The sequence below is a fragment of the Mediterraneibacter butyricigenes genome (assembly GCF_003574295.1).
GTDB classification, from domain to species: Bacteria; Bacillota; Clostridia; order Lachnospirales; family Lachnospiraceae; genus Mediterraneibacter_A; species Mediterraneibacter_A butyricigenes.
In genome coordinates this window covers 783,760-808,684 of sequence record NZ_BHGK01000001.1, presented here as the reverse complement: position 1 = coordinate 808,684, position 24,925 = coordinate 783,760, and the positions used below count along the sequence as shown (strand labels likewise).

At 45.9% G+C, this 24,925-nt stretch carries 20 protein-coding genes and 1 riboswitch; of the genes, 13 read left to right on the top strand and 7 right to left on the bottom strand.

Annotation, left to right across the window (positions count from 1 at the left end; translation table 11 throughout):
* The first annotated feature begins 91 nt into the window (after positions 1 to 91).
* The 3 genes from KGMB01110_RS03825 to KGMB01110_RS03815 all read left to right on the top strand — a co-directional run bounded on the left by KGMB01110_RS03825 (position 92) and on the right by KGMB01110_RS03815 (position 2,676).
* A complete protein-coding gene (locus tag KGMB01110_RS03825; RefSeq protein WP_119297609.1) occupies positions 92 to 1,090 on the top strand; it encodes a metal ABC transporter substrate-binding protein in 999 nt (332 codons plus the stop codon).
* 123 nt (positions 1,091 to 1,213) lie between these two features.
* Positions 1,214 to 1,876 carry a metal ABC transporter ATP-binding protein gene (locus tag KGMB01110_RS03820; protein ID WP_117888917.1) on the top strand — a complete coding sequence of 221 codons (663 nt, stop codon included), beginning with the start codon at positions 1,214 to 1,216 and terminating at the stop codon, positions 1,874 to 1,876.
* Positions 1,876 to 2,676, top strand: a complete 801-nt coding sequence (locus KGMB01110_RS03815; protein ID WP_117604258.1) for a metal ABC transporter permease — start codon at positions 1,876 to 1,878, stop codon at positions 2,674 to 2,676. The genes KGMB01110_RS03820 and KGMB01110_RS03815 overlap by 1 nt, the downstream gene beginning before the upstream one ends.
* A gap of 187 nt (positions 2,677 to 2,863) precedes the next feature.
* Here KGMB01110_RS03815 and KGMB01110_RS03810 read toward each other — a convergent pair whose 3' ends face one another.
* From KGMB01110_RS03810 to KGMB01110_RS03795, 4 genes are all read right to left on the bottom strand, one after another.
* On the bottom strand, positions 2,864 to 4,273 hold the full coding sequence (locus KGMB01110_RS03810) for an alanine/glycine:cation symporter family protein (protein ID WP_119297608.1): 1,410 nt from the start codon (positions 4,271 to 4,273) through the stop codon (positions 2,864 to 2,866).
* A gap of 2 nt (positions 4,274 to 4,275) precedes the next feature.
* Positions 4,276 to 4,418: riboswitch (glycine riboswitch) on the bottom strand.
* Positions 4,419 to 4,573: 155 nt separating this feature from the next.
* Positions 4,574 to 5,626: a DnaJ C-terminal domain-containing protein gene (locus KGMB01110_RS03805; protein ID WP_119297607.1), complete on the bottom strand. Its 1,053-nt coding sequence runs from the start codon at positions 5,624 to 5,626 to the stop codon at positions 4,574 to 4,576.
* 313 nt (positions 5,627 to 5,939) lie between these two features.
* On the bottom strand, positions 5,940 to 6,371 hold the full coding sequence (locus tag KGMB01110_RS03800; protein ID WP_330508016.1) for an Hsp20/alpha crystallin family protein: 432 nt from the start codon (positions 6,369 to 6,371) through the stop codon (positions 5,940 to 5,942).
* A gap of 204 nt (positions 6,372 to 6,575) precedes the next feature.
* Positions 6,576 to 7,562 carry a diaminopimelate dehydrogenase gene (locus KGMB01110_RS03795; protein ID WP_117604254.1) on the bottom strand — a complete coding sequence of 329 codons (987 nt, stop codon included), beginning with the start codon at positions 7,560 to 7,562 and terminating at the stop codon, positions 6,576 to 6,578.
* Positions 7,563 to 7,876: 314 nt separating this feature from the next.
* On the opposite strand from KGMB01110_RS03795, the gene KGMB01110_RS03790 reads away from it, so the two are divergent.
* Both KGMB01110_RS03790 and KGMB01110_RS03785 read left to right on the top strand, forming a co-directional pair.
* Positions 7,877 to 9,100, top strand: coding sequence for a dicarboxylate/amino acid:cation symporter (locus tag KGMB01110_RS03790; protein WP_119297606.1), 1,224 nt, complete (start codon positions 7,877 to 7,879; stop codon positions 9,098 to 9,100).
* A 79-nt stretch (positions 9,101 to 9,179) separates the two neighbouring features.
* A complete protein-coding gene (locus tag KGMB01110_RS03785) occupies positions 9,180 to 10,343 on the top strand; it encodes an MFS transporter (RefSeq protein ID WP_117604253.1) in 1,164 nt (387 codons plus the stop codon).
* Here the strand turns inward: KGMB01110_RS03785 and KGMB01110_RS03780 are convergent.
* Complete coding sequence (locus KGMB01110_RS03780; RefSeq protein ID WP_119297605.1) at positions 10,330 to 11,079, bottom strand: TSUP family transporter; 750 nt, start codon at positions 11,077 to 11,079, stop codon at positions 10,330 to 10,332. The two genes, KGMB01110_RS03785 and KGMB01110_RS03780, sit on opposite strands and share 14 nt — an antisense overlap.
* 222 nt (positions 11,080 to 11,301) lie before the next feature.
* Between KGMB01110_RS03780 and KGMB01110_RS03775 the strand changes: the two genes are divergently transcribed.
* Positions 11,302 to 13,026, top strand: a complete 1,725-nt coding sequence (locus tag KGMB01110_RS03775; RefSeq protein ID WP_117604270.1) for an ABC transporter ATP-binding protein — start codon at positions 11,302 to 11,304, stop codon at positions 13,024 to 13,026.
* Here the strand turns inward: KGMB01110_RS03775 and KGMB01110_RS03770 are convergent.
* Positions 13,011 to 13,508: a nitroreductase family protein gene (locus KGMB01110_RS03770; protein ID WP_119297604.1), complete on the bottom strand. Its 498-nt coding sequence runs from the start codon at positions 13,506 to 13,508 to the stop codon at positions 13,011 to 13,013. The two genes, KGMB01110_RS03775 and KGMB01110_RS03770, sit on opposite strands and share 16 nt — an antisense overlap.
* 282 nt (positions 13,509 to 13,790) lie before the next feature.
* On the opposite strand from KGMB01110_RS03770, the gene clpB reads away from it, so the two are divergent.
* The 3 genes from clpB to KGMB01110_RS03755 are packed head-to-tail and all read left to right on the top strand — an operon-like array spanning position 13,791 to position 18,590.
* Positions 13,791 to 16,382: an ATP-dependent chaperone ClpB gene (gene clpB / locus KGMB01110_RS03765; protein ID WP_117888911.1), complete on the top strand. Its 2,592-nt coding sequence runs from the start codon at positions 13,791 to 13,793 to the stop codon at positions 16,380 to 16,382.
* 5 nt (positions 16,383 to 16,387) lie between these two features.
* Positions 16,388 to 17,596, top strand: a complete 1,209-nt coding sequence (locus KGMB01110_RS03760) for a Y-family DNA polymerase (protein ID WP_119297603.1) — start codon at positions 16,388 to 16,390, stop codon at positions 17,594 to 17,596.
* Positions 17,577 to 18,590, top strand: a complete 1,014-nt coding sequence (locus KGMB01110_RS03755) for an acyltransferase (protein WP_119297602.1) — start codon at positions 17,577 to 17,579, stop codon at positions 18,588 to 18,590. Before KGMB01110_RS03760 ends, KGMB01110_RS03755 begins: the two co-directional genes overlap by 20 nt.
* Positions 18,591 to 18,759: 169 nt before the next feature.
* Here the strand turns inward: KGMB01110_RS03755 and KGMB01110_RS03750 are convergent, their stop codons facing one another.
* Positions 18,760 to 19,446: a VanZ family protein gene (locus KGMB01110_RS03750; RefSeq protein WP_119297601.1), complete on the bottom strand. Its 687-nt coding sequence runs from the start codon at positions 19,444 to 19,446 to the stop codon at positions 18,760 to 18,762.
* A gap of 172 nt (positions 19,447 to 19,618) precedes the next feature.
* On the opposite strand from KGMB01110_RS03750, the gene KGMB01110_RS03745 reads away from it, so the two are divergent.
* The 4 genes from KGMB01110_RS03745 (at position 19,619) to fmt (ending at position 24,919) form a co-directional block, all read left to right on the top strand.
* Positions 19,619 to 21,082, top strand: a complete 1,464-nt coding sequence (locus KGMB01110_RS03745) for a UDP-N-acetylmuramoyl-L-alanyl-D-glutamate--2,6-diaminopimelate ligase (RefSeq protein WP_119297600.1) — start codon at positions 19,619 to 19,621, stop codon at positions 21,080 to 21,082.
* Positions 21,083 to 21,164: 82 nt separating this feature from the next.
* Positions 21,165 to 23,429: a replication restart helicase PriA gene (gene priA, locus KGMB01110_RS03740; RefSeq protein WP_119297599.1), complete on the top strand. Its 2,265-nt coding sequence runs from the start codon at positions 21,165 to 21,167 to the stop codon at positions 23,427 to 23,429.
* A gap of 73 nt (positions 23,430 to 23,502) precedes the next feature.
* Positions 23,503 to 23,988: a peptide deformylase gene (gene def / locus KGMB01110_RS03735; RefSeq protein WP_117604269.1), complete on the top strand. Its 486-nt coding sequence runs from the start codon at positions 23,503 to 23,505 to the stop codon at positions 23,986 to 23,988.
* A 1-nt stretch (position 23,989) separates the two neighbouring features.
* A complete protein-coding gene (fmt, locus tag KGMB01110_RS03730; RefSeq protein WP_119297598.1) occupies positions 23,990 to 24,919 on the top strand; it encodes a methionyl-tRNA formyltransferase in 930 nt (309 codons plus the stop codon).
* Positions 24,920 to 24,925: the final 6 nt, after the last annotated feature.

The window sequence follows — 24,925 nt, the reverse complement described above, 5'->3', positions numbered from 1 at the left end:
AAAAATATAATGGATCATATTGACAAACCGAATAGAAAGCAGTATTGTTGTAAATGCAAATTAATTGCATTTTTACGGAGGCATGAACGAAATGAAAAAACGAGTAACGCTTCTGGCAGCAGTGCTGCTTTTTTTAGTTGCCTGTACCGGATGCGGAAAAACAGATATAGAAGCCAGAACGGATTCATCCGGTGGAAATCAGGTGGATCAGGATGGAAAATTGCAAGTGGTTGCCAGTTTTTATCCGATGTATGACTTTGCAAAGAAAATTGGCGGGGATTATGCAGAAGTGAAGAATCTGGTGCCGTCAGGGATGGAACCTCATGACTGGGAACCGGGAGCACAGGATCTGGTGGCATTGGAACGGGCAGATCTGTTCGTCTACAATGGTGCCGGAATGGAACACTGGACAGAAGATGTCCTGAATGCTTTGGACAATCAGGATCTGGTAGTGGCAGAAGCAGCAAAAGATCTGGAACTGTTGCAAAGTGAGGAAAGCGGACATGGTCATGGGGGACACAGCCATAATCATAGTCATAGCCTGGGTCAGGGAGACTCGGAACACAGTGTGGATCCTCATGTCTGGCTGGATCCTGAGAAGGCAAAACAGGAAATGAAAGCAATCCTGGATGGATTTGTGCAGGCTGATCCGGAACATGCGGAATATTATAGAAAGAATTATGAAACATATGCCGGTCAGTTTGACACATTGGATGAAAATTATCGGGAGGTTCTGCAGCAGGTGAAGAATAAGGAACTGATCACAGCCCATGAGGCGTTCGGCTACCTTTGCCATGCGTACGGACTTGAACAGCAGGGAATCGAGGGAGTTGTATCGGATTCTGAACCGGATGCTGCCCGGATGGAAGAGATCATTCAGTTTGCCCGGGAACATCAGGTGAAGACTATTTTCTTTGAGGAGCTGGTCAGTCCGAAAGTGGCAGAAACCATTGCAGATGAGGTTGGGGCCAAAACAGCGGTTTTGAATACGCTGGAAGGTCTGGATCAGGAAGATCTGGAAAAGGGAGAAGACTATTTTTCTGTGATGGAGCGCAATTTGAAAACACTGGAGCAGGCGTTGAATGAGTGAGAGCGAACCGTGAAATCAGAGCAACATTTGCTGGGGCAGCGAGCTGTGCAAAATGGAAAAAAGTGCAGAGACTCCTGAAGGACAGAATGAAAAGAAGAAAGAAATCGGAAAGAGGGAAATCGAGTGGAAGCAATCAAAGTGGAGCATCTTTCGTTTGGATATACCGGTGATGTACCGATATTGGAAGATGTAAATTTAAAGATAGATGAAGGAGATTATGTGATTCTGACCGGGGAAAACGGAAGCGGGAAAAGTACGTTTTTGAAACTGGTATTGGGACAGTTGTCTCCGAATCAGGGGAAAATTGAGTTGTTGGGACGGGACATGGCATCCGGTTCCTTTCGCGGACTGAAAATCGGCTACGTTCCGCAGAACAGTATCAGTGGAAATCAGGATTTCCCGGCAACTGTAGAAGAAGTGATGCGGACAGGATTATACCGCCCGCTGGGGAAGAGACTTTCACGAAAAGAGTGCAACAAAAGAGTGCTTCAGGCGTTGACGGAACTGGGGATGGAAGACTTCTTAAAACGACGGATCGGAGAACTTTCCGGAGGACAACAGCAAAGAGTCATGCTGGCAAGAGTCCTGGCGGACGAACCGAAGCTTCTGATTCTGGATGAGCCAACCGTGGGAGTGGACAGCAGTTCTATCCAGGCATTGTGCGAGATTCTGGAGAAGAAACACAAAGAGGGGCTGACGATTTTGATGGTAACACATGGAAATACCAGAATTTTTGCCGGAGCCAATCGACATTTACGGGCAGAAGAAGGAGGCATCACAGAATAATGGAGATTTTGCAGTATGGATTTATGCAGCGGGCATTTGTGGTCGGAATACTTCTGGCAGTCATTACGCCCTGCATTGGAATTACCATTGTATTAAAGAGACTTTCCATGATCGGAGACGCACTGTCCCATTCTTCGCTGGCAGGAGTTGCAATCGGCCTGTTGCTTGGGATCAATCCGGTGTTAGGCGCGGTCGTGGTCTGTATCGTGGCGGCACTCGGAATTGAAGCGATTCGAAAAAAGATCCCCAGATATTCCGAACTTGCCATCGCAATCATTATGTCGGCGGGGATTGGTCTGGCGGGCGTGGTTTCCGGGTTTGTGAAAGACAGCACGAATTTTAACAGTTTTCTGTTCGGAAGTATTGTCTCGGTCAGCCATGGAGAGATGATCGCGGTCTGTGTGATCAGCGGAGCAGTCCTTCTGACGCTCGGTATCTTTTCCAGAGAATTATTCTATATTGGATTTGATGAAAATGCAGCCAGGGTTTCCGGGGTTCCGGTGCGGCAGATTAATTTCATGTTTACCATATTAACGGCGTTGACAGTTTCCGTAGCATCCAGAACCGTGGGAACGTTAATCGTATCTTCTATGCTGGTAGTTCCGGTGGCCTGTGGGATGCAAATGGCAAAAAGTTATCGCTGGACATTAGTGTGGGCGATCGTGACAGCACTTCTCACGACGATTGCGGGTCTGTTTCTTTCTTATTGTATAGGTGTGAAACCGGGCGGAACGATCGTGCTGCTGGAAGTATTATGGTTTTTGGTAGCAGTGGGAGTGAAACGAGTTAAGAGGGCATGAGGATGTTCCCTTATGCATTCTTTTTGTGGAGAAAATAAGAAGTAAACCTTCATAATAAAACAGAGCAGACATATCATGTCCCCATAAATGTATTTGACCGAGAATTCGAATAAAATATAAACAAAAAGACAGAATCACGTGATATCCTGTGGTTCTGTCTTTCTTTTTTAGCTCATGATAGTAGAATTTAATTTCCTTTCGAATGGCGTTGGAAATAATCCTTTGTTTCCTTTACGACGACTCCATTTAATGCAAGCAGAGCAATCAAGTTCGGGAATGCCATCAGTGCATTGAAGATATCTGCGATATTCCATACGGCAGCCACGGTCATGTAAGGCCCGATAAATACGCAAAGAATGTAAAGCCAACGATAGGTTTTCACTGCAGTTTTGTTGCGGTTAAACAGGTATTCCAGACAACGTTCGCCATAGTAATCCCATCCCAGGATTGTGGTAAATGCGAAGAATACCAGACACAGCATCAGGGAAAATGATGCAACAACCGGTGGGAACGGAAGTCCCTTCTGGAATGCAGCAGTTGTAATCTCTACACCTTCCAGTCCTGTATTCCAGGTGCCGGTAATGATGATAGAAAGTCCGGTCATAGTACAGATTACAATCGTATCGATAAAGGTTCCGGTCATGGATACCAGACCCTGCCGAACCGGCTCTTTTGTCTGAGCAGCAGCGGCTGCGATCGGTGCACTACCAAGTCCGGATTCGTTGGAAAAGATTCCGCGGGCAATTCCCTTTTGCATGGCAATGACCATGGTTCCCATGACACCACCTGCCAGTGCGCTTCCGGTAAATGCAGATTTTACGATCGTTACAATGGCTGCCGGAACTGCAGAAAGATTCGTAAGCAGAATAATTACGGCAAGAATTACATAAAGCACTGCCATAAATGGTACAATAACCTGAGAAACTTTGGAAATTCGCTGGATACCACCGATGACAACCAGACCGACACAAAGCGTCAGAACCAGACATGCAATGACGGTTGCCCAGGAATAGGTGTTGCCAAATAAATGTACGATATGTAAGGAATCCGGATCAAAGAAGTTTTTGACTGCGGAAGCAATACCGTTGACCTGTGTAAAGGTCCCGATTCCGAAGAGTCCTACGCCTGCACCGAAAAATGCAAAAATCTTGGCAAGCCATCTCCATTGTTTGCCCATACCATTTTCAATATAGTAGAAAGGTCCGCCAAGTACATGGCCTTCTTTATCAATGGTACGATATTTGATTGCAAGTAATCCTTCGGCGTATTTGGAAGCCATACCGAAAAATGCTGCAACATCCATCCAGAACAGTGCTCCGGGACCTCCGGCAGCAATCGCAGTAGCAACACCTACGATATTTCCGGTACCGATGGTTGCAGAAAGAGCCGTACATAATGCACCAAAACTGGTGACTTCTCCTTCGCCGCCTTCTTCATTTTTAATCATGAATTTTAAAGCTTTGCCCAGATGTCTTACTTGCAAAAGCCCTAACCGAGTGGTTAGCAGAAATCCTGTGATCAGGACCAGAATGATCAATGGGAGCCCCCAGACTACTCCATCGAACCATGTGATAAAATTGTTGATTTGTGTAAACATACTTTCATTCCTCCATCCTTTTGCCTGAGAGATTAACAGTAATGGAATAAAAACAGGCTCCATTGCTGCGTACACCTTCGGCGCTCTTTCCCTTTTAGATTATGATTATAGTTGATTTGGGAAGAGACTCTCCTGAGTTAACAAGCAAATATCCCGGCGAAAATGCCGGGACACATACTCGCTCTCTGTTTTATACACAAATCCAGAGTATCATAAGAAAATAAATTTATCAATAGGTTTTGTATATTTTGTTGCTTTATTACATTAAATTAAGAAAAATTAAACGGTTTTCCGCAAAAATTAGGATGCTTTACTGCTTTGATAACGGGAATTTTTGTTGCAGCAGGCCTCAAACTCTTTCAGTTTTTTCTGTGCTTCCGGCGAAAGATTCTTCGGAACATCGATCTGGATTGTTACATACAGATCTCCGTGAACCGATGGATTTTGCATGGAAACAATACCCTTTCCCTTCAGCCGGATCTTAGAACCGGACTGGGTTCCGGGCCGGACTTTACAGAGTACCTGCCCATCCAGGGTGGAAACCAAAGCCTCTCCGCCTAAAGCAGCGGTGGTAAAAGGCACCCGTTTTGTCGTGTAAATATCCAATCCTTTTCGAGTGAAAGCAGTACTGTTCTGAATGTGAACTTTCAGGAACAGATCTCCGGCTGGACCGCCGCCGATTCCGGGATGTCCTTTTCCTTTCAGACGGACACTCTTTCCATCATCAATACCGGCAGGGATGTGAACCTGCAGACTTTGCGTCTGTCCGGTAGAAGGATTGGTCAGATGAATCACTTTGTCACAACCGAAAGCGGCATCGTGGAAGGAAACATCGATCTCTGTATGAAGATCTTCTCCCTTTTGTTTATAATTCTGACCGGAAAATCCGTTCCCAAATCCATTGCCGAATCCGCTACGAGCTCCTGCGGAGGAACCGGAATGTGTATGATGGAAAATATCTCCAAACATGTCTCCGAAGATATCATTCATATCGCCGCCTTCAAAATGGAATTCCTGATAAGTTCCATCGGGGCTTCGGTAGGCATAAGAATTCCGACTTCCACCGGCTCCGGTATAGTTGCCGGAAGTTCCATAGGCACCACCATTTGCAAAAGGACCGTTTGGATCCAGTCCTGCATGGCCAAACTGGTCATATAATTTCTTCTTTTCTTTATCACTCAGTACGTTGTACGCTTCTGTCACTTCTTTAAATCGTTTCTCGGCTTCTTTATCATTGGGGTTAGAGTCCGGATGATATTTTTTGGCCAGCTTTCGATATGCTTTTTTAATAGAAGCATCGGTGGCTTTTTTATCCAGACCCAATATTTCGTAATAATCACGTTTGGCACTCATAACTTTCACCTCCTGAGTATTTGCATGTTATTGTATCGATGTTACCGATTGTATGCTGTCTGTTGCGATGGTGCTGTATCGGTGTTATCGATTGTATGCTGTCTGTTGCGTTGTTGTATCAGTTCTATATTGTGGAAAAGGACAGACACTGTATCTTACAGTGCCTGCCCCTTTCGTTGCCTGACTGGTATGTCAAATGTAGGAATCATATTCAATTTCTGAAAAAATTTCTGAAAAACCAGCTTTTATCATGAGAGGAAGGCTGGGCCCTGTAAGCATCAACCCTCGATGGAAATGAATTTTTTCGTATCTTCTACGGGCTGTGCTTCTTTCTTCGGAACAAAAGTTTTAAAACGCCGTGCTTAAATTCGGCTTTAATATCTTCTTCAGAAATATCTTCGCCGACATAGTAGCTTCTCTGGCAGGATCCTGCAAAACGTTCTCTTCTGAGATAACGTTCGGAAGCTTTATCAGAGGATTCCTGATCCATTCCCTTTGCGGCGCTGATAACCAGATATCCGTTGGTCAGTTCGGCGCTGACCTGATCTTTATGGAATCCCGGAAGATCGATGATGAGTTCGTAACCGTCTTTCTTCTCTTTGATATCGGTCTTCATCAGATCATGTACGTGATGGCCGTACAGTTTCTTCTCAGCTTTGCGGGCTGCTTTGTCATCATAAAATGGAAAATCAAAAAAGTCATCAAATAAACTATCGTGAAAATACTTGGTCTTAACATATGTCATATCTCCTTTCGAAAGATCTGTTATCTTTGTTCTAGGTGTAATATAACATATAATATTAGCACTGTAAAGAGGAGAGTGCTAAAAAGTTGTGAACATTCTGTGAACCGTAACCAAAAACAGAAGCTCCTGAAATCAGGAAGCTTCTGCTACCGGCAATCGTTCACGATTATTTTTTAAACAGGGGAGTGCCCGGATCAGATGATATTACAGCAGATGAGATCTCAATTCTTCCGGTGTCATCTGTGACAGCATTGCCGGTGCAATGTCAAAGACGCTGCGAGCTCCGGATTCTCCGTTTTTGGAGAGTCTGTAAGCGGCACGTGCGTAAGCAACCAGAACACTTCCGGTGAATTCCGGATTGGAATCCAGTTTCAGAGAATATTCGATCACGTGTTTATTGCCTTCGCATCCGGTCTCTCCGGTACGGATTACAAAACCGCCGTGAGGCATTTTGCTGTGGTTTGCCTTTAACTCTTCTTCGGAGATAAAGTTTACGGTTGTATCGTATTCATCAAAGTAGTTCGGCATGTTCTTGATGGCCTGTTCGATGGCTGCTTTATCGGCACCTTCTTCTGCCACAACATAACAGTCTCTCAAATGTTTCTGGCGTGTGGTGAGTTCCGGTTCACTTCCGCTGCGTACCTGGTCAACGGCTGCTTCGATCGGAACGGTGTACTGGATCGCATTTTTTACACCCTCGATCCGACGGATCGCATCGGAATGGCCCTGGCTGACACCTTTTCCCCAGAAAGTGTAAGTACTTCCCTGTACCAGAATGGATTCTGCATACAGACGGTTCAAAGAGAACATTCCAGGATCCCAGCCTACGGAAATGATGCCGATGTTTCCGCCTTCTTTGGCTGCTTTGTCTACGTTTGCAAAATATTCCGGAATTTTTGCATGGGTATCAAAGCTGTCGATGGTGTTAAAAGAAGCGGCAACCTTTGGTCCGATGACCGGAAGATCTGTGGCAGAACCGCCGCAGAGGATCATAACATCGATCTGATCTTTCATCGCTTCCATATCATCAAAAGGTTTCACTTCTGCAGTCTCTGTCTGGATTGCAACTGTCTCTGGAGCACGTCTTGTAAAGACTGCCTTTAATTCCATATCATCATTTCGTTTGATGGCCTGTTCTACACCCCGGCCGATATTTCCATATCCTACAATTCCGATTTTTATTTTTTCCATTATGAAAACCTCCTCAATATTCTGGTCAAAATTATAGCACATATCTTACCGGGGAAAACATTTTTTTCGTTTATCGGAGTAATATTTCGAAAAACAGTCCTGTTTTCCTATAGAAACGGTCGGAAAACGGTTGGATTTATCCGGAAAGAATTGACGAATGGAAGTGTGTGGATATATACTAAAAATTAAATTTGCATAGCCCGGATGTGAGAGAAATGATACCAATGATGGAACGAATCTCTCATCGGGGACAGTCTTCGGCGGGATTGTAGCGATGCACAGAAGTTATGCAGAAAAAGGTAAGGAGAGCACAAATGAAACAATTTTATCAATGGTATCGAAAACATATTACGGGAGCAATTTTTACGGGATTGATCCTTGGAATTCTGGTCGGCCTGTTTCTGGCAAATAAATCGGAGTTTGTTCTGACGGCAACCGGTCTGGTGGGAAGTATTTATATGAATGCTTTGAATATGATGATCTTTCCGTTAGTATTCTGTTCGATCGTGATGGGAATCACCAGTATTGGAAGCGCAAAAATCACCGGAAAGATTACAGGTGCAGCAATGCTGTTTTTCCTGGGGACAACAGTACTGGCAAGTTTTGTAGGGCTGATCATTCCGAGATTGATCCGTCTGGGCAAGGGGGTTCATTTTGAAATGGCAACGGCTGACATTCAGGCGACAGAGATGAACAGCATCCTGGATACGATCAAGGGGCTGATCCCGTCCAATCCGATCGCAGCGTTTGCCAACGGGAATATGCTTCAGGTGTTGACGTTCGCAGTGATTATCGGATTTACGCTGATTGCGATCGGAGAAAAGGGAAAGCCGCTATTGAAGGTGATTGATTCCTGCAATGAAGTCTGCTTAAAAGTCATCAGTACAGTCATGTATTTTACACCGATCGGAGTCTTCTGTACCATCGTTCCGGTCGTAGAGGCAAATGGAACGGACACGATCCTTTCTTTGGCAACACAATTGATTATTTTATATGCAGCATTCTTTGGATTTGCATTTATTGTCTATGGAACTGCGGTAAAAGTACTGGGAAAAGTAAACCCAATCCGTTTCTTCCGTGCGATTCTTCCGGCAGCTCTGAATGCATTCGGAACCTGTTCCAGTTCTGCGACGATTCCGATCAGCAAACGATGTGTAGAAGAAGAACTGGGTGTGTCCAACCAGATCTCCAGTATCGCAGTTCCGCTTGGAGCAACGGTAAATATGGATGCGGTTTCCATTGTCATGTCCTTTATGATTATATTTTTCGCAAATGCATGTGGAGTCAATGTCAGTGTATCCATGATGGTGATTATTCTTCTTGCGAATACATTGCTGTCAGTAGGAACACCGGGAATCCCGGGAGGAGCAATCGCGTCCTTCGCAGCACTGGCTACCATGGCAGGACTTCCGGCCGGAATCATGGGTGTTTATATCAGTATCAATACTCTGTGTGATATGGGAGCAACCTGCGTCAATGTAATCGGAGACCTGGCAGGATGTGTGGTATTGCAGGAAAAAATTGATCTGGAAAAATAATTCTGATATGATTTGATGAATCAACAGAAAACAATCGACAGGAAATACATGAAATTTGTTAGGGGAAGAGGAAGCACATATGAACAGAAGGATGGAAAAAATCACGGTACTGTCGTTGTCGTTTATGCTGACAACGACCTTCTCGGTGACGCCGCTTTTGCCCTTAATGCAGAAAGCGTTTCCGGCTTATTCCACAGATCAGGTGGAAATGCTGGTATCCATTCCTTCTTTTTGCATGATGTTGATGATTCTGGGCAGCAACTGGATCTATCGGTTTGCATCCGAAAAATTCTGGATTACTCAGGGATTGATTCTATTGTCTGTAGCTGGTGTGGTTCCGGTTTTTGTAGAAAGTTATCCGGTGATCTTTGCATCCCGTGCGTTTCTTGGTATTGGATTAGGACTGGTCAACGGACGGGCGGTTAGTATGATCAGTGAACGATTCGAAGGCAGGGAAAAAGTGACATTGCTGGGATATCGTGCCTCTATCGAAGTGGCGGGAAATATCCTGATGACGCTGGTGGTCGGAAGACTGCTTTTGATTCGATGGAATCTTGCATTTTGTATTTATGGATTCGGGGTTGTGATCCTGGTTTTGTATCTGAGATTTCTTCCGGAGGAACCGAAAGGAATCGAAGCACGTAGTGCTGAAAAGACAGAGCAGAAGCAAAAGAATCATCCGAGTCGAAGTTTATCAGGAAAAGAAGTTGTGACATTGTTACGGCTTGTTGTGACAGCCGGCTTTATGATTCTGGTAAACAGTGTGATATCTTTGAGAGTCCCCTCGTTCGTATTGGAACGCGGGATAGGAAATGAATCGGATTCCAGCATTGTACTGAGCATCCTGATGGTAGCGAGTATTGTGGCAGGGGTCCTGTTCGGACAGATGCGTGATCTGTGGAAACAGAAATTAGAAGCGGTCGGTCTGATTGGTTTGGGTCTTAGCCTTCTTTTGATTGTGAGTTCCCACAGTTTGCTGGTTTTGACGGTTGGAGCGGCGTTATCCGGATTTTTCTACATGATTCCGCTGACCTGTTGTCTGAATGGGGTATCAGAGGAATTGCCGATAGAACTTGTGAGCCTGACCACGTCTCTGGTTCTGGTAGGCTGCAATCTGGCAGCGTCAACTTCTCCGTTGATCCTGAAATTGATCGCATGGTTCGATGGACATACAGAAACTCCGTATCTGGTTTTTGCAGGAATTTCCTTTGTCGGAGCGGTGGTATCTTCTATCCAAAAATAATTTTAATTAAAAGCAGGGCTAGTACCAGCAGGATGACGGGGCGAATGATTTTCGTCCCGTTTTTCATGACCATATGAGCCCCAAGATAGTGACCGGCGATGCAAAACAGAGACGTAACGATTCCGACACTCCATAAAATTTTTCCGGCAAAGATAAAAGTAACCAGAGCCGTCAGATTGGAAGTTAAGTTGACGATCTTAACATTTCCGGTTGCTTTTACCATGTCGATTTTCCCCAGCTTGGTAAAGGCGAGAAGCAGGAACGTTCCGGTTCCGGGGCCGTAGAACCCGTCGTACATTCCCAATACAAAAGAACAGATTCCACAGATGATATATTGTTTTTTTTCGGAGAAGCCTTCCGGGATCGTAACGGTGGTGTCTTTATCTTTCAACACACAGAAAGCAACGATCGGCAGCAGGACGATCAGAACCTTTTTCAGAATCCAGTCACTCATAACAAGTGCCAGGTTTGCTCCGCAAAATGCACCAATCAGAGTACAGATAACGGTTCCGGGGATCAGCCAGGCAACGACCCGTTTATTTTTGACCAGTTGCCAGGTGGAAACGCAGGTTCCGGTGGAAGATGAAAGCTTGTTGGTTGCGATGGCATTGTGGATCGGAATGCCGGTGAAAATATAGGCAGGAAGTGAGATCAGACCGCCACCTCCGGCGATGGAATCAACAAATCCTGCAAGAAAGATCAATGGACACAGAATGATAAATGTATGAACAGACATGAAAAACCCCCCATTTTTCGGATATAAAAATTTCGCTAAGAGATAATGTATCATGGAAAGAGAAAATTGTCGAGGAATTCAGGGAGAAACCTGTAAGAAAGAAACTATAACAGAACAGATCCTAAAAGTTTAAATACGATGGCTCGAAATATGATATACTAAGAGAACTTGCGGAACTCGAGATCCACAAGAGAACTTTAGGTAAGAATGGGGATAGAAATTATGGAAACAATGAAAAAGTTTGTTCGATATTATGAACCTTACAAAGGTGTGTTTTTTCTGGATTTGGTCTGTGCTGCAGTCATCAGTTTTGTGGATCTGGTGTTTCCGCAGATCCTACGAATGTTGACGAAGACTCTGTTTGCAGAAAGTTCTGCAAAGATTCTGTCTGGTTTATTGCCGATAGGGGCAGGACTTTTCCTTCTGTATTTTTTACAGACCGGTTGTAAATATTATGTGAGCTACCAGGGGCATATGATGGGAGCGAGAATGGAACGGGATATGCGGCAGCAGTTGTTTGATCATTATGAGAAATTATCCTTTTCTTATTATGATCAGAACAATTCCGGACAGATGATGAGCAAATTGGTTTCAGATTTGTTTGATATTTCAGAATTTGCGCATCACGGACCGGAAAACCTATTTATTTCCTTAATCAAAATTGCAGGTTCTTTTGTATTCTTGTTTCTGATCAACTGGAAACTGGCAATTCCGCTTCTGGGGCTGGTGATAGTGATGTTGATATTTTCTTATGGTCAGAACCGGAAAATGCAGGCAACCTTTATGGATAACCGGCGAAAAATCGGAGATATGAATTCAAGTTTGCAGGATACATTATCCGGAATACGGGTGGTGCAGTCTTTTGCCAATGAAGAGATAGAACGGGAAAAATTTGAAAAGAGTAACCGGGCTTTTTTGGTTTCCAAAAACGCTAACTATCACTGTATGGGAAATTTTATGAGTGGAAACTTGTTCTTTCAAGGAATGATGTATCTGATGACGCTGGTGTTTGGCGGTTGGCTGATTGCACACAGACAGATGGAACCGGCAGATCTTGCGATGTATGCCCTTTATATAGGAATCTTTATCAGTCCCATTCAGATCCTGGTAGAGCTGACAGAAATGATGCAGAAAGGACTGTCTGGTTTCCGTAGGTTTTTGGATGTGGTGGAGACGGAACCGGAGATTGTGGATGCGCCAGATGCAAAGCCGATAGAAACAATCAAAGGACATGTATGTTATGAAAAGGTATCTTTTCATTACAGTGATGATGAAACCTTGGTGCTTTCCGATGTTTCCTTTGAAATCCCGGCAGGCAGATCCATTGCTTTGGTAGGACCTTCTGGAAGTGGAAAAACGACGATTTGTTCTCTGTTGCCAAGATTTTATGATGTGACAGGGGGAAAGATTACTGTAGACGGAAGAGATGTGCGCAAGATCACATTGGAAAGTCTTCGGAGTCAGATCGGGCTGGTTCAGCAGGATGTATATCTGTTCTGTGGAAGCATTCGAGAAAATATTGCTTATGGAAAACCGGATGCAAGTCTGGAAGAAATCATGGAAGCAGCAAAAAAAGCCAATATTCATGATTTTATCATGAACCTTCCGGAGGGATATGATACCTTTGTTGGGGAGCGGGGCACCAGACTTTCAGGCGGACAGAAACAAAGGATCTCCATCGCCAGAGTCTTCTTAAAGAATCCGGCGATTCTGATCCTGGATGAAGCGACCAGTGCTCTGGATAATGAGAGTGAACGCTTTATCCAACAAAGCCTGGAAGAATTGGCAAAAGACCGTACCACAATTACCATTGCCCACAGGTTGTCTACAATTCGAAATGCCGACGAAATCCTGGTAGTTTCTGAAAATGGAATTACCGAACGGGGAACCCATGAACAGTTACTGAAACAAGGCGGGATCTATGCGCATTATTATGAAATGACGTAATGCATTCGTTCTTCCTCGAATCGATCCTGCTGCGGGCGGATTTTCTGTGGATATCCGCAGGGAATAATGGCAAATGGAACCAGAGTATCCGGGATATCCAGAATTTTCCGAACCGTTGCGATCCGATCTTCTTCCGGGCAAACACCCAGCCAGACAGCTCCCAGTTCCAGGGCGTCTGCCTCCAAAAGAATATTTTCAACGGAAGCACTCAGATCAATGTGGGTGTAAGCCGGAGCGGGGCATTGTGTCCGATAGCAGGGAACGAAGGCGAGCGGACCATTTTTCGCACTCATGGAATACGGGCTTACCTTTGAAAGCTCTACTAATTTCTCCTTATCAGTTACGACATAAAATTCCCAGGGCTGCTGATTCTTGGCAGATGGTGCCGCCATGGCAGCGCGAAGGATTTTTTCGATTTTTTCTTTTTCTACCGGTTTGTCTAAAAATTTTCTGACGCTGGTTCTGTGAAAAATTGCATCCATGCGAAGTACCTCCTGATGTTTTGACTTGGATATGTTGATCTTGACATGATTATAATTGGGATTGCTACGCACATTGCAGCATGAAATGCTGCAATGAATTTTATATTTACAGTGTAATCGGAAATGATTTGCCAGTCAATCGCAAATAAAAACGAGGCTGGCAGAAACAAAAGAGCATAAAATTACAAAAATTAGCACTCTCCTCTTTACAGTGCTAACAACTTGTGTTATACTCTCTGTAGAACAAAGAAAAAGGGAAACCTTTAAAAGGAGGTTTGTTTTATGAATATAAGTAAGTTTACGCAGAAATCAATCCAGGCAATTCAGGATTGTGAGAAATATGCCTATGAATATGGCAATCAGGAAATCGCACAGGAACATTTTTTGTATGCACTGTTAAAACAGGATGACAGTCTGATCGGAAAACTTCTGGAGAAGATGGGAATTTCCGTACAGGAGTTTACCGACCGGGTAGAACAGGCCATCGAAGCCCGGACGAAAGTTCAGGGCGGACAGGTTTATATGGGACAGGATCTGAATCAGGTTCTGATCCATGCTGAAGATGAAGCAAAGCAGATGGGAGATGAATATGTCTCCGTAGAGCATCTCTTCCTTTCCATGCTGAAATATGCAAGCAAAGAGATGAAGCAGCTCTTCCGGGAAGCGGGTATCGACCGGAACAGCTTTTTGCAGGCCCTGTCAACGGTCAGAGGCAATCAGCGTGTGACCAGTGACAATCCGGAGGCCACTTACGATACTTTAAATAAATACGGTCAGGATCTGGTGGAGCGTGCAAGAGAGCAGAAGCTGGACCCGGTGATCGGTCGTGATTCGGAGATCCGGAATGTGATCCGAATCCTTTCCAGAAAGACCAAGAACAATCCGGTGCTGATTGGTGAACCTGGTGTCGGTAAGACGGCGGTCGTAGAAGGTCTGGCACAGCGAATTGTCAATGGAGACGTACCGGAAGGCTTGAAAGACAAGACCATCTTTTCTCTGGATATGGGAGCACTGGTAGCAGGAGCAAAGTATCGTGGTGAATTTGAGGAACGTCTGAAAGCTGTTCTGGAAGATGTGAAGAACAGTGATGGCAAGATTTTGCTGTTTATTGATGAGTTGCACACCATTGTGGGAGCCGGAAAAACCGATGGCGCAATGGATGCCGGCAACATGTTAAAGCCAATGTTGGCCCGTGGTGAATTACACTGTATCGGTGCAACGACATTGGATGAATATAGACAATATATTGAAAAAGACGCTGCGCTGGAACGTCGATTCCAACCGGTTATGGTAGATGAGCCGACAGTGGAGGATACGATTTCCATCCTTCGTGGTCTGAAAGAGCGTTATGAAGTCTTCCATGGAGTGAAGATTACAGACGGTGCACTGGTAGCAGCCGCAACACTGTCCAATCGTTATATTTCGGATCGTTTCCTTCCGGATAAGGCCATTGACTTGGTGGATGAAGCCTGTGCGTTGATTAAGACAGAGTTGGACTCTATGCCGGCAGAGATGGATGAGCTGAGACGTAAGATTATGCAGTTGGAGATCGAAGAATCGGCCCTGAAGAAAGAGGAAGACCGTCTGAGTCAGGAAAGACTGGCGGATCTGCAGGCAGAGCTGGCAGAACTCCGGGAAGAATTTGCCGGACAGAAAGCCCAGTGGGATAATGAGAAGAATTCCGTGGAGAGAGTCCAGAAGATCCGGGAAGAGATCGAGCAGACCAACCGCGAGATCCAGAAAGCTCAGCAGCAGTATGATCTGGATCGTGCCGGAGAATTACAGTACGGACGTCTTCCGCAGTTGAAGAAGATGCTGGAAGAGGAAGAAGACCGGATCAAAGACAAAGATCTGTCTCTGGTTCATGAGGCGGTTTCGGAAGATGAGATCGCAAGGATTATTTCCAGATGGACCGGAATCCCGGTTGCAAAATTAAATGAAAGTGAGAGAAGCAAGACCCTTCATTTGGGAGAAGAACTCCATAAACGTGTGATCGGACAGGATGAAGGCGTGGAACTGGTAACAGAAGCAATCATCCGTTCCAAAGCCGGAATCAAGGATCCGACCAAGCCAATCGGTTCCTTCCTGTTCCTGGGACCGACCGGTGTCGGTAAGACAGAGCTGGCGAAAGCACTTGCTGCCAGTCTGTTTGATGATGAGAATAATATGGTGCGAATCGATATGAGTGAGTACATGGAGAAATATTCCGTGTCCCGACTGATCGGAGCGCCTCCGGGATATGTAGGATACGATGAGGGCGGTCAGCTGACGGAAGCAGTCCGCCGGAAACCTTATTCGGTGGTGCTGTTTGATGAGGTCGAGAAAGCCCATCCGGATGTATTCAATGTCCTGCTGCAGGTACTGGATGACGGACGAATCACCGATTCTCAGGGCAGAACGGTAGACTTTAAGAATACCATTCTGATCATGACGTCGAATATCGGTGCAAGTTATCTGCTGGATGGAATCCGGGAAGACGGAACCATTGAGGAAAATGCACAGAACATGGTAATGGCTGATCTGAGAAATCATTTCCGTCCGGAATTTCTGAACCGGCTGGATGAGATCATTATGTTCAAGCCATTGACGAAAGATAATATTTATGCCATTATTGATTTGTTGATTCAAGATCTGAACAGGCGGCTGGAAGACCGTCAGATTTCGATCCGCCTGACAGAAGAAGCAAAACAGTTGGTGGCAGACGGAGGATATGAGCCGATGTACGGCGCAAGACCTCTGAAACGTTATCTGCAGAAGAATGTGGAGACACTGGCTGCCAGACTGATCCTGGAGGGAAATGTGGGCACCGGAGATATCATTGTCCTGGATGTAAAGGATGGTCATCTGGAGGCGCACAGCGAACATGAGGCATAAGACAGATGGCAAAGGTGATCTTTCATATTGATGTCAATTCCGCTTATTTAAGCTGGACAGCAACCGAACAATTGAAAAATGGAGCAGAGATTGATATTCGGACGATTCCGGCGATCATTGGCGGGGATCAGAAATCCCGTCACGGGATCGTGCTTGCAAAATCAATCCCTGCAAAAAGATATGGCATTCACACCGGGGAACCGGTGGCGAATGCCTTTCGTAAGTGTTCCAATCTGAAAAGTTTTCCGCCGGATCATAAAATGTATCGGGAAAAAAGCCGGGACCTGATAGCGTTTCTGGCAGAATTTTGCCCAAACATCGAACAGGTCAGTGTGGACGAGTGCTATATGGATGCCACCGATGCGATCGGCCGGGGAGAGTCACCGGTTGAGGTGGCAACTGCTTTAAAAGACCGGGTCAGAGACAACTTTGGTTTTACCGTGAATATCGGGATTTCGGAGAACAAACTGCTGGCAAAGATGGCATCGGATTTTGAAAAACCGGATAAAGTGCATACCCTGTTTCCGGGAGAGATTCAGGAAAAAATGTGGCCGCTCCCCATGAGAGAATTGTTTATGGCGGGCAAATCCAGCGTGGAGACTTTGAGAAAACTGGAGATTCTGACCATCGGAGATCTGGCGAAGACGGATCCGAGGCTGGTGGAGCTGCATTTGAAGAGCCACGGCAGGATGCTTTGGGAATTTGCAAATGGAATCGATCGCTCCCAGGTGCAGTCGGAGCCGACGGAAAATAAAGGAATCGGGAATTCTGTTACTTTAAGAGAAGATCTGACCGAAGAAGGACAGGTCTGGCCGGTTCTGCTGGAACTAGCGGAAAGCGTGGGAAGAAGGCTTCGAAAAGCCGGGCAGAAGGCTGGAATGGTCAGTGTAGAAATGAAATACTATACCTTTCAGCGAACCTCCCACCAACAACAGCTTCAGCGACCGGGCAATGAAGATGAGATCTTGTATCAGACGGCGAAAAAACTGTTCCGCGAAATGTGGACGGGGGAACCCATTCGCCTGTTGGGAATTCGGACTTCGAAACTGGTGGAGGCAGAAGAACCGGAACAGTTGAGTTTGTTTGATCTGGGAGAGGAAAATGAAAAGCAAAAACGCCTGAATGAAGCGATGGACAGTATTCGAAGCCGCTTTGGGGAAGGGGCGATTCAAAGAGGAGTCTATTGGAAGAAAGATGGAAGAAAAGAATTATAATATTGAATTGATCCGAACGCTGTCGTTTGGGTTTGTGATCGTGATTCATGTGGCAAATTATTATTGCAGGGGATACGCGGAAATCTCCCGGGGAGAATACGGGTTTGCGCTGATACTGGATGCCATGGCGAGGGTCAGTGTGCCCTGTTTCTTTATGATGAGTGGTGCACTGTTACTGGGAGAAAAACCAAATCTGGATAAAAATGTGCGAAGGCTGTTTCGTTTTTTCAAAGTGCTGCTGGCGTGGAGCGTGATCTATTATTTCTTTAATGTGTATTACATGCATTCGAAGGTGAATCTGAAGGCAGTGCTGTTCGAACCGGTGGAGGCGCATCTTTGGTATCTGTATGCGTTGCTTCCGATTTATCTGGTACTTCCGTTTTTCCAAATCATGTGTTGGGGCATGAAGAAAAAATATGATGATGCATTTATTGCAATGTGCCTGGTTGTAGTTGTGGCGCAATATATTTCTTCGCTGTTTCATGAAGAACCCTATTATGATGTTCCGCTGCTGGGAGATCGTGCCTACACGTTTTATTTCTTTGCAGGATACTTTATTCAGAAATATCGGAACAAGATTCCGTGGAGATTTCCGGTTGTGGCGTCGATCTTTGCGGGTTCGACGGCATTTGAAATCGTGTTGACAGCACTGGTATCGTTTAAAAAGGGAGATCACTACGAAAGGCTGTTGGAATATGGATGTCCGTTTGTGGTGATAAGCGGTGTCGCATTTTTTATGATGCTGTACAAGGTACATGGCGGGCAGATTGAGTTTCCGAGAGGAATGAAAAAATGGATGGATCGACTGGGCGGCTGCTCTTTTGGAATTTATCTGATCCATATTCTGTTTCTGGATATCTTTAAAAAATATGTGGATCCGGGGGATCTTTCGGCATATCTGGTGATCCCGGTATTGTCGGTGGGACTGGGTCTGATTTCTTATCTGTGCGTATACGGATTGAATAAGACACCTTTGCGCAGGATTTTGTTTTAGAGAATGCAAGGTTTCCGAGTTACAGGATAAAATGTGTTGAAGAGAAGCGTTATCCTCCCGCAAAAGGTTGCAACGGGAGGAATAAGAAGTACATCTTCATAAAAAACAGAGCAAACATATCAATGTTTCCATAAACGAGGGACAAAAAAGAAGGCCGAGGCATATCAATTTAGTAAATATGTCTCCGACCTTCTTTTTTTAATAATTCCTGATTTCGTTTTTCTATGGCGCGTTCTGACATCTGAGAACCGTCATTTCTTCCGTAAGAATTTCTGCGGTCATAAGAAGTTCTGTATGAGTGATTACTGTGACTGCGTTTGCGGTGGCTATGCCGATCACGGCGACCAAGACCGGTCAGGCTTTCGACGACACGTACTGGGGCAAGGAAGGTCCAACAGACGATCCGTACCAGCATGATCCCGAAGAAAACGCCCACGCTGTCGATACACACATCCCGGACAGAAGGTCCACGTTCGTCCACGAAGGACTGATGGTATTCATCTCCGCAGGCGAAGCCTACGCAGATCAGTCCGGCGAATAACAACAACGGAAATCCCCGCAGTCCGTAGACATATAATGGAAAAGAGACGGCGATAGCAAGCAGAAAGTATTCGGTCATATGGGCGGCTTTTCGTACATAGAACTCGATATGGTCTGCCAGTTCCTCGACCTCCCAGTCGTCCAGATCTTTTTGCAGGGTGTCACTGGCGGTTTCTACGATCTTTACACTGATCATATGGCTTAAATTTCCGGATTCTGTCCCGGTCTGGGCAGAAAAGCTGTAAATCGCATACATCATGACCAGAGCAGGCAGAAAGGAAAGTGGTTTCAGAAAAAAGGTAACAAAATGTTTCATAGATATCCTCCTCAGGGCAACAAGGTATCACTTTTTGGGAGAAGAGTAAAGTTGAATCCATGATTCTTCATAAAAATTTAAGATTAGATTTTTGCATGAGAGCGGTGTTTATGGTATGATTAGTGGCATAGGTAAAAAGGAAGAAAGAACCCATAAAATGGAGGTTGAGACTATGAAATTATCACGTTTGTTAGAACGTCTGGAATATGAAGTGGTACAGGGATCGGCAGAGACAGAGGTAGAGACTCTGATCAATGATTCCAGAAAAGCAGCACCCGGAGCGGTCTTTGTCTGCATCAGCGGCGCAGTCTCTGACGGTCATGCTTATGCCAAAGAAGTAGCGGAAAAAGGAGCTGCGGCACTGATTGTGGAAAAAGAGGTGGAAGTGCCGGAAGGAATCACGGTGATCAAGGTGAAAAATACCCGTTACGCCTTGGCACTGACTTCCGCAGCATATTTCGGTTATCCGGCAGAAAAACTGAAAGTCATCGGAATCACCGGAACCAAGGGTAAGACTACCACGACTTATATGATTCGCTCTATTTTGGAATCTGTAGGACATAAAGTAGGATTGATCGGAACCATTGAGGCGATTATCGGAGAGAAACACATTCCGGCAGCGAATACCACACCGGAATCTTTCACGATTCAGAAATACTTTGCGGAAATGGTAGAAGAAGGCTGCGACAGTGTAGTAATGGAAGTTTCTTCTCAGGGACTGATGTTGGATCGTACCGCGGGAATTCCGTTTGAGATCGGAATTTTCACCAATCTTGGCCATGACCATATCGGTCCGAATGAGCATAAGGATTTTGAAGATTATAAGAGATGTAAGGGACTTTTGTTTCAGCAGTGTAAGCTTGGCATTGCAAATGGAGATGATCCGTATTTTAAAGATGTATTTCAGAATGCGACCTGTAAGGTAGAGACCTTTGGATTTAATGAGGGTTCGGATCTTCGGGCAACCGACACGCATCTGGTGTCAAAGCCTGGATATTTGGGCGTGGCATATCATGTGTCCGGTCAGATGGACTTTGATGTAGAGATCGACATTCCGGGAACTTTCAGCGTATATAATTCCCTGACAGCGATTGCGGTCTGCCATCATTTCCAGGTACCGGCAGAGGTGATCCAGAAAGCACTCAAAGTGGCAAAGGTAAAGGGGCGGATCGAGATGATCAAAGTATCCGATGACTTTACACTGATGATTGATTATGCCCACAATGCCATGAGCCTGGAGAGCCTTCTGACTACTCTGAAAGAATATCATCCGAAACGTCTGGTCTGCCTGTTTGGATGTGGAGGAAACCGCTCCAAAGACAGACGTTATGAGATGGGCGAAGTGTCCGGACGTCTGGCGGATCTGACGATCATTACGTCGGACAATCCGAGATTTGAGGAGCCACAGGATATCATCAATGATATCAAGATCGGAATCGGAAAGACGGATGGAAAATATGTGGAAATCTGCGACCGGAAGGAAGCAATCAAATACGCCATCGAACACGGTCAGCCGGGGGATGTGATCGTGCTGGCGGGAAAAGGCCATGAAGATTATCAGGAGATCAAAGGCGTGAAACATCCGATGGATGAAAGAGTGCTGATCAAAGAAGTGTTAGAAGAACTTGGTCGGTAAAAAATGAAATTGGAATCTGAAATGCCGGAACAATCCAGAATCATTGAAATTGGAGCAAAGAAAAAATAATGAAGGAGTTTACATGTTTGCGAATATCATCATTGATATTACTCATGAAAAACTGGATAAGATTTTTCAATATCGCATCCCTTCTGAACTGGAAGGGATGCTTGAAGTTGGAGCAGAAGTGGAAGTGCCTTTCGGGAGGGGAAACCGCCTGACGAAAGGATATATTATCGGCTTTTCTGAAACCTGCGATTACGATCTGTCTAAGGTCAAGGCGATAAACGGACTGGCAGAAAAAAGCGTGGGGATCGAGGCAAAGCTGGTGGCGCTGGCAGCCTGGATGAAGGAACACTACGGCGGCACCATGATTCAGGCACTGAAGACGGTTCTGCCTATCAAACGGCAGGAATCCGCCAAAGTCAAACGGCAGGTGCGGCTGCTGCTGTCGAAAGAAGAAGCGGAAGAAAAGCTTCTTCTTTATCAGAAAAAAAATCAGAAAGCCAGAGCAAGACTTCTGGAAGCTCTGTTAAGAGATGGGACAGATGGGGTTCTGCCCTATGAGCTGGTGGTTCAGAAGCTGAATATCACCCGGACGGTAGTGCGGGCGTTGGAAGAGCAGAATGTACTGGCGCTGGAAAGTGAAAATGTCTTTCGAAATCCATTGGCGGATAATCCGGGGATCGGAGCAGATCAGGAAGAATCGGAATCTTCGGAGAAAGCATTTTCCTATACAACGGCTCAGAAGGAGGCAATCCAAACGGTCTGGAACGGGCTGAAAGCCGGACAGAGAACCTGGCTGATTCATGGCGTGACAGGAAGCGGAAAGACGGCTCTTTATATCGAATGGATCAAACGAACGGTGTCGGAAGGCCGACAGGCAATCGTTCTGATTCCGGAGATCGCGCTGACCTATCAGACGGTGATGCGGTTCTATCATCAGTTCGGTGATCGGGTATCGATCATGAATTCCAGACTTTCGGCCGGGGAACGCTATGATCAGATGGTGCGGGCGAAAGAAGGAAAGATCGATGTGATGATCGGTCCACGATCGGCTCTGTTCACCCCGTTTCCGAATCTGGGACTGATCGTGATTGATGAGGAACATGAAACGACGTACAAGAGTGAACAGGTGCCGAGATACCATGCCAGAGAGACGGCAATCCGTCGGGCAGAGTTAGAAGATGCCGGTGTGATCTTAGGGTCTGCCACACCTTCGCTGGAAGCAATGTACCGGGCGAGAAACGGAGAATATGGTCTGATCACACTGACCGAGCGGGCAAAGGCGCATGCGAAAATGGCACAGGTGGAAGTCGTGGATATGCGCGCAGAATTAAAGGAGGGCAACCATTCCATTTTAAGCCACAGCCTCTATGAAAAAATGGAACAGCGGTTAAAGGACGGCGAACAGATCATGCTATTCTTAAACCGGAGAGGGTATGCGGGATTTCTTTCCTGCCGGGAATGTGGACACGTGATCAAATGTCCGCATTGTGACGTCTCGTTATCTACCCACAGAGGCGGAAAACTGGTCTGCCATTACTGTGGACATGAAGAATACAAGCCTCTGAACTGCCCGGAATGTGGCTCGAAACATCTGGGAGAGTTCAAGGTGGGAACCCAGCAGGTCGAAGATGTGGTCCAGAAAATGTTTCCGCAGACAAGAGTCCTACGAATGGATCTGGATACCACACGAAATAAAAACGGACACGAAGAGATTCTGTCTGCCTTTGCAAATGAAGAGGCGCAGATTCTGATCGGAACCCAGATGATCGTGAAAGGACATGATTTTCCAAATGTGACCCTGGTAGGGGCGTTGGCGGCAGATATGTCCCTTTATGCAGATGATTACAGGGCCGGGGAACGGACGTTCCAGATCCTGACTCAGGCAGTGGGAAGATCCGGGCGCGGAGAGAAAGCCGGGGAAGCAGTGATCCAGACGTACAGTCCGGACCATTATGCCATTCAGACGGCAGCTGCCCAGGACTATGAGGGATTCTATGAACAGGAAATGTATTATCGGGAGATGATGGGATATCCGCCGGTAGAACATTTGCTGGCGGTTCTGCTTTCCTGTGAAGAGGAAACACTTTTGGAAACGGGAGCAGACTATCTGAAGAACTTCGCAAAGAGAGCTGCGGGAAAAGCACCGATCCAGATCATCGGGCCGGCCAGTCCGTCCATTGGAAAAATCAATGATATTTACCGAAAGGTACTCTACCTGAAAACGGAAAAATATGATACACTGGTGAAGATGAAAAATCGGCTGGAGCAATATATTGAGATCAATTCCGGATATCAGAAGATTCGGATACAGTTTGATTTTGATCCCATGCATCTTTAAAAATTCTGGAGAAGATGCAGGAACAGCAAGTAGAACAATAGAGAGAAAAGATAGAAGAAAAGAGGAGAAAATTATGGCAATTCGAACTATCCGGGAAATCGGAGAGGAGATTCTGACCAAGACAAGTAAACCGGTTAGCAAGCTGACATTGCGAACCAAGATGCTGATCGATGATATGTTTGACACAATGTATGAAAGCGGCGGTGTGGGACTGGCAGCTCCACAGGTCGGTATTTTGAAACAGATCGTTGTGATCGATATCGGAGAAGGGCCGATCCTTCTGATCAATCCGGAAATTCTTGAGACAGAAGGAGAGCAGACCGGAGAAGAAGGATGCTTAAGTGTACCGGGCAAGAGCGGTGTGGTTACCCGACCGAATTATGTAAAGGTAAAAGCACTGGATGAAAATATGGAAGAACAGATCCTGGAAGGAGAAGGGCTGCTGGCCCGTGCATTCTGCCATGAGATCGACCATTTATCCGGAAAGTTATACGTAGATCTGGTAGAAGGGGAGCTTCATGATGTGACTGCGGCAGATGCAGAGGAGGAAGAAGAGTAACATGAGAGTAATATTTATGGGAACTCCGGATTTTTCCGTAGGAACTCTGGAAGCACTGATCGAGGCAGAACATGAAGTGTGTCTGGTGGTAACACAGCCGGACAAACCGAAGGGACGCGGAAAAGAAATGCAGTTTACTCCGGTAAAAGAGGCGGCTGTAAAGCATGATATCCCGGTGTATCAGCCGAAAAAGATCCGGGAACCGGAATGTGTGGAAGTTCTGAGAAAATATCAGGCAGATGTGATGGTCGTGGTTGCGTTTGGTCAGATCCTTCCGAAAGAGATTCTGGAGCTGACGCCATACGGCTGTATCAATGTCCATGCATCCCTGCTTCCGAAATACCGGGGAGCGGCACCGATCCAGTGGGCAATCCTGGACGGAGAGGAAGTAACCGGAGTCACCACCATGCAGATGGACGAGGGACTGGATACCGGGGATATGATCCTGAAAGAAGAGATCCCGATCCTGCCGGATGAGACCGGAGAATCCTTGCATGACAAGCTGGCGGCAGCAGGCGCAGCCCTCTGTGTGGAGACGTTGGAAGCCCTGGAAGATGGAACGGCCGTGTTTGAGCATCAGGGCGAGACAACCACCCATTATGCAAAAATGCTGACAAAAGAGATGGGAGAGATTGACTGGAGTCGTCCGGCTGTGGAGGTCGAACGATTGGTTCGTGGAATGAATTCCTGGCCCAGTGCTTATACACACTGGAAAGAAAAAGTGATGAAAATCTGGCAGGCAGAAGTCTGTGAAGCGGATACAAAAGAGCAGCCGGGAACGGTAACCTGTGTGGAAAAAGAGGATTTTCTGGTACAGACCGGAAAAGGTCAGCTCAGAGTGAAAATGCTGCAGCTCCCGGGGAAAAAGCGGATGGAAACGGCTGCATTTTTAAGAGGATATGAGATGGAGAGGGGAACCCTGTTAAAATAAATAAGG

Excerpts from the sequence above, each read along its gene's own strand:
- KGMB01110_RS03805 (WP_119297607.1), bottom strand. The coding sequence starts at position 5,626 with ATGAGTGCCAAACGTGATTATTACGAAATATTGGGTCTGGATAAAAAA.
- KGMB01110_RS03810 (WP_119297608.1), bottom strand. The coding sequence starts at position 4,273 with ATGTTTACACAAATCAACAATTTTATCACATGGTTCGATGGAGTAGTC.
- KGMB01110_RS03750 (WP_119297601.1), bottom strand. The coding sequence starts at position 19,446 with ATGAAACATTTTGTTACCTTTTTTCTGAAACCACTTTCCTTTCTGCCT.
- KGMB01110_RS03745 (WP_119297600.1), top strand. The coding sequence starts at position 19,619 with ATGAAATTATCACGTTTGTTAGAACGTCTGGAATATGAAGTGGTACAG.
- KGMB01110_RS03825 (WP_119297609.1), top strand. The coding sequence starts at position 92 with ATGAAAAAACGAGTAACGCTTCTGGCAGCAGTGCTGCTTTTTTTAGTT.
- fmt (WP_119297598.1), top strand. The coding sequence starts at position 23,990 with ATGAGAGTAATATTTATGGGAACTCCGGATTTTTCCGTAGGAACTCTG.
- clpB (WP_117888911.1), top strand. The coding sequence starts at position 13,791 with ATGAATATAAGTAAGTTTACGCAGAAATCAATCCAGGCAATTCAGGAT.
- KGMB01110_RS03795 (WP_117604254.1), bottom strand. The coding sequence starts at position 7,562 with ATGGAAAAAATAAAAATCGGAATTGTAGGATATGGAAATATCGGCCGG.
- def (WP_117604269.1), top strand. The coding sequence starts at position 23,503 with ATGGCAATTCGAACTATCCGGGAAATCGGAGAGGAGATTCTGACCAAG.
- KGMB01110_RS03775 (WP_117604270.1), top strand. The coding sequence starts at position 11,302 with ATGGAAACAATGAAAAAGTTTGTTCGATATTATGAACCTTACAAAGGT.
- priA (WP_119297599.1), top strand. The coding sequence starts at position 21,165 with ATGTTTGCGAATATCATCATTGATATTACTCATGAAAAACTGGATAAG.
- KGMB01110_RS03800 (WP_330508016.1), bottom strand. The coding sequence starts at position 6,371 with ATGACATATGTTAAGACCAAGTATTTTCACGATAGTTTATTTGATGAC.
- KGMB01110_RS03770 (WP_119297604.1), bottom strand. The coding sequence starts at position 13,508 with ATGGATGCAATTTTTCACAGAACCAGCGTCAGAAAATTTTTAGACAAA.
- KGMB01110_RS03785 (WP_117604253.1), top strand. The coding sequence starts at position 9,180 with ATGAACAGAAGGATGGAAAAAATCACGGTACTGTCGTTGTCGTTTATG.
- KGMB01110_RS03790 (WP_119297606.1), top strand. The coding sequence starts at position 7,877 with ATGAAACAATTTTATCAATGGTATCGAAAACATATTACGGGAGCAATT.
- KGMB01110_RS03780 (WP_119297605.1), bottom strand. The coding sequence starts at position 11,079 with ATGTCTGTTCATACATTTATCATTCTGTGTCCATTGATCTTTCTTGCA.
- KGMB01110_RS03815 (WP_117604258.1), top strand. The coding sequence starts at position 1,876 with ATGGAGATTTTGCAGTATGGATTTATGCAGCGGGCATTTGTGGTCGGA.
- KGMB01110_RS03755 (WP_119297602.1), top strand. The coding sequence starts at position 17,577 with ATGGAAGAAAAGAATTATAATATTGAATTGATCCGAACGCTGTCGTTT.
- KGMB01110_RS03760 (WP_119297603.1), top strand. The coding sequence starts at position 16,388 with ATGGCAAAGGTGATCTTTCATATTGATGTCAATTCCGCTTATTTAAGC.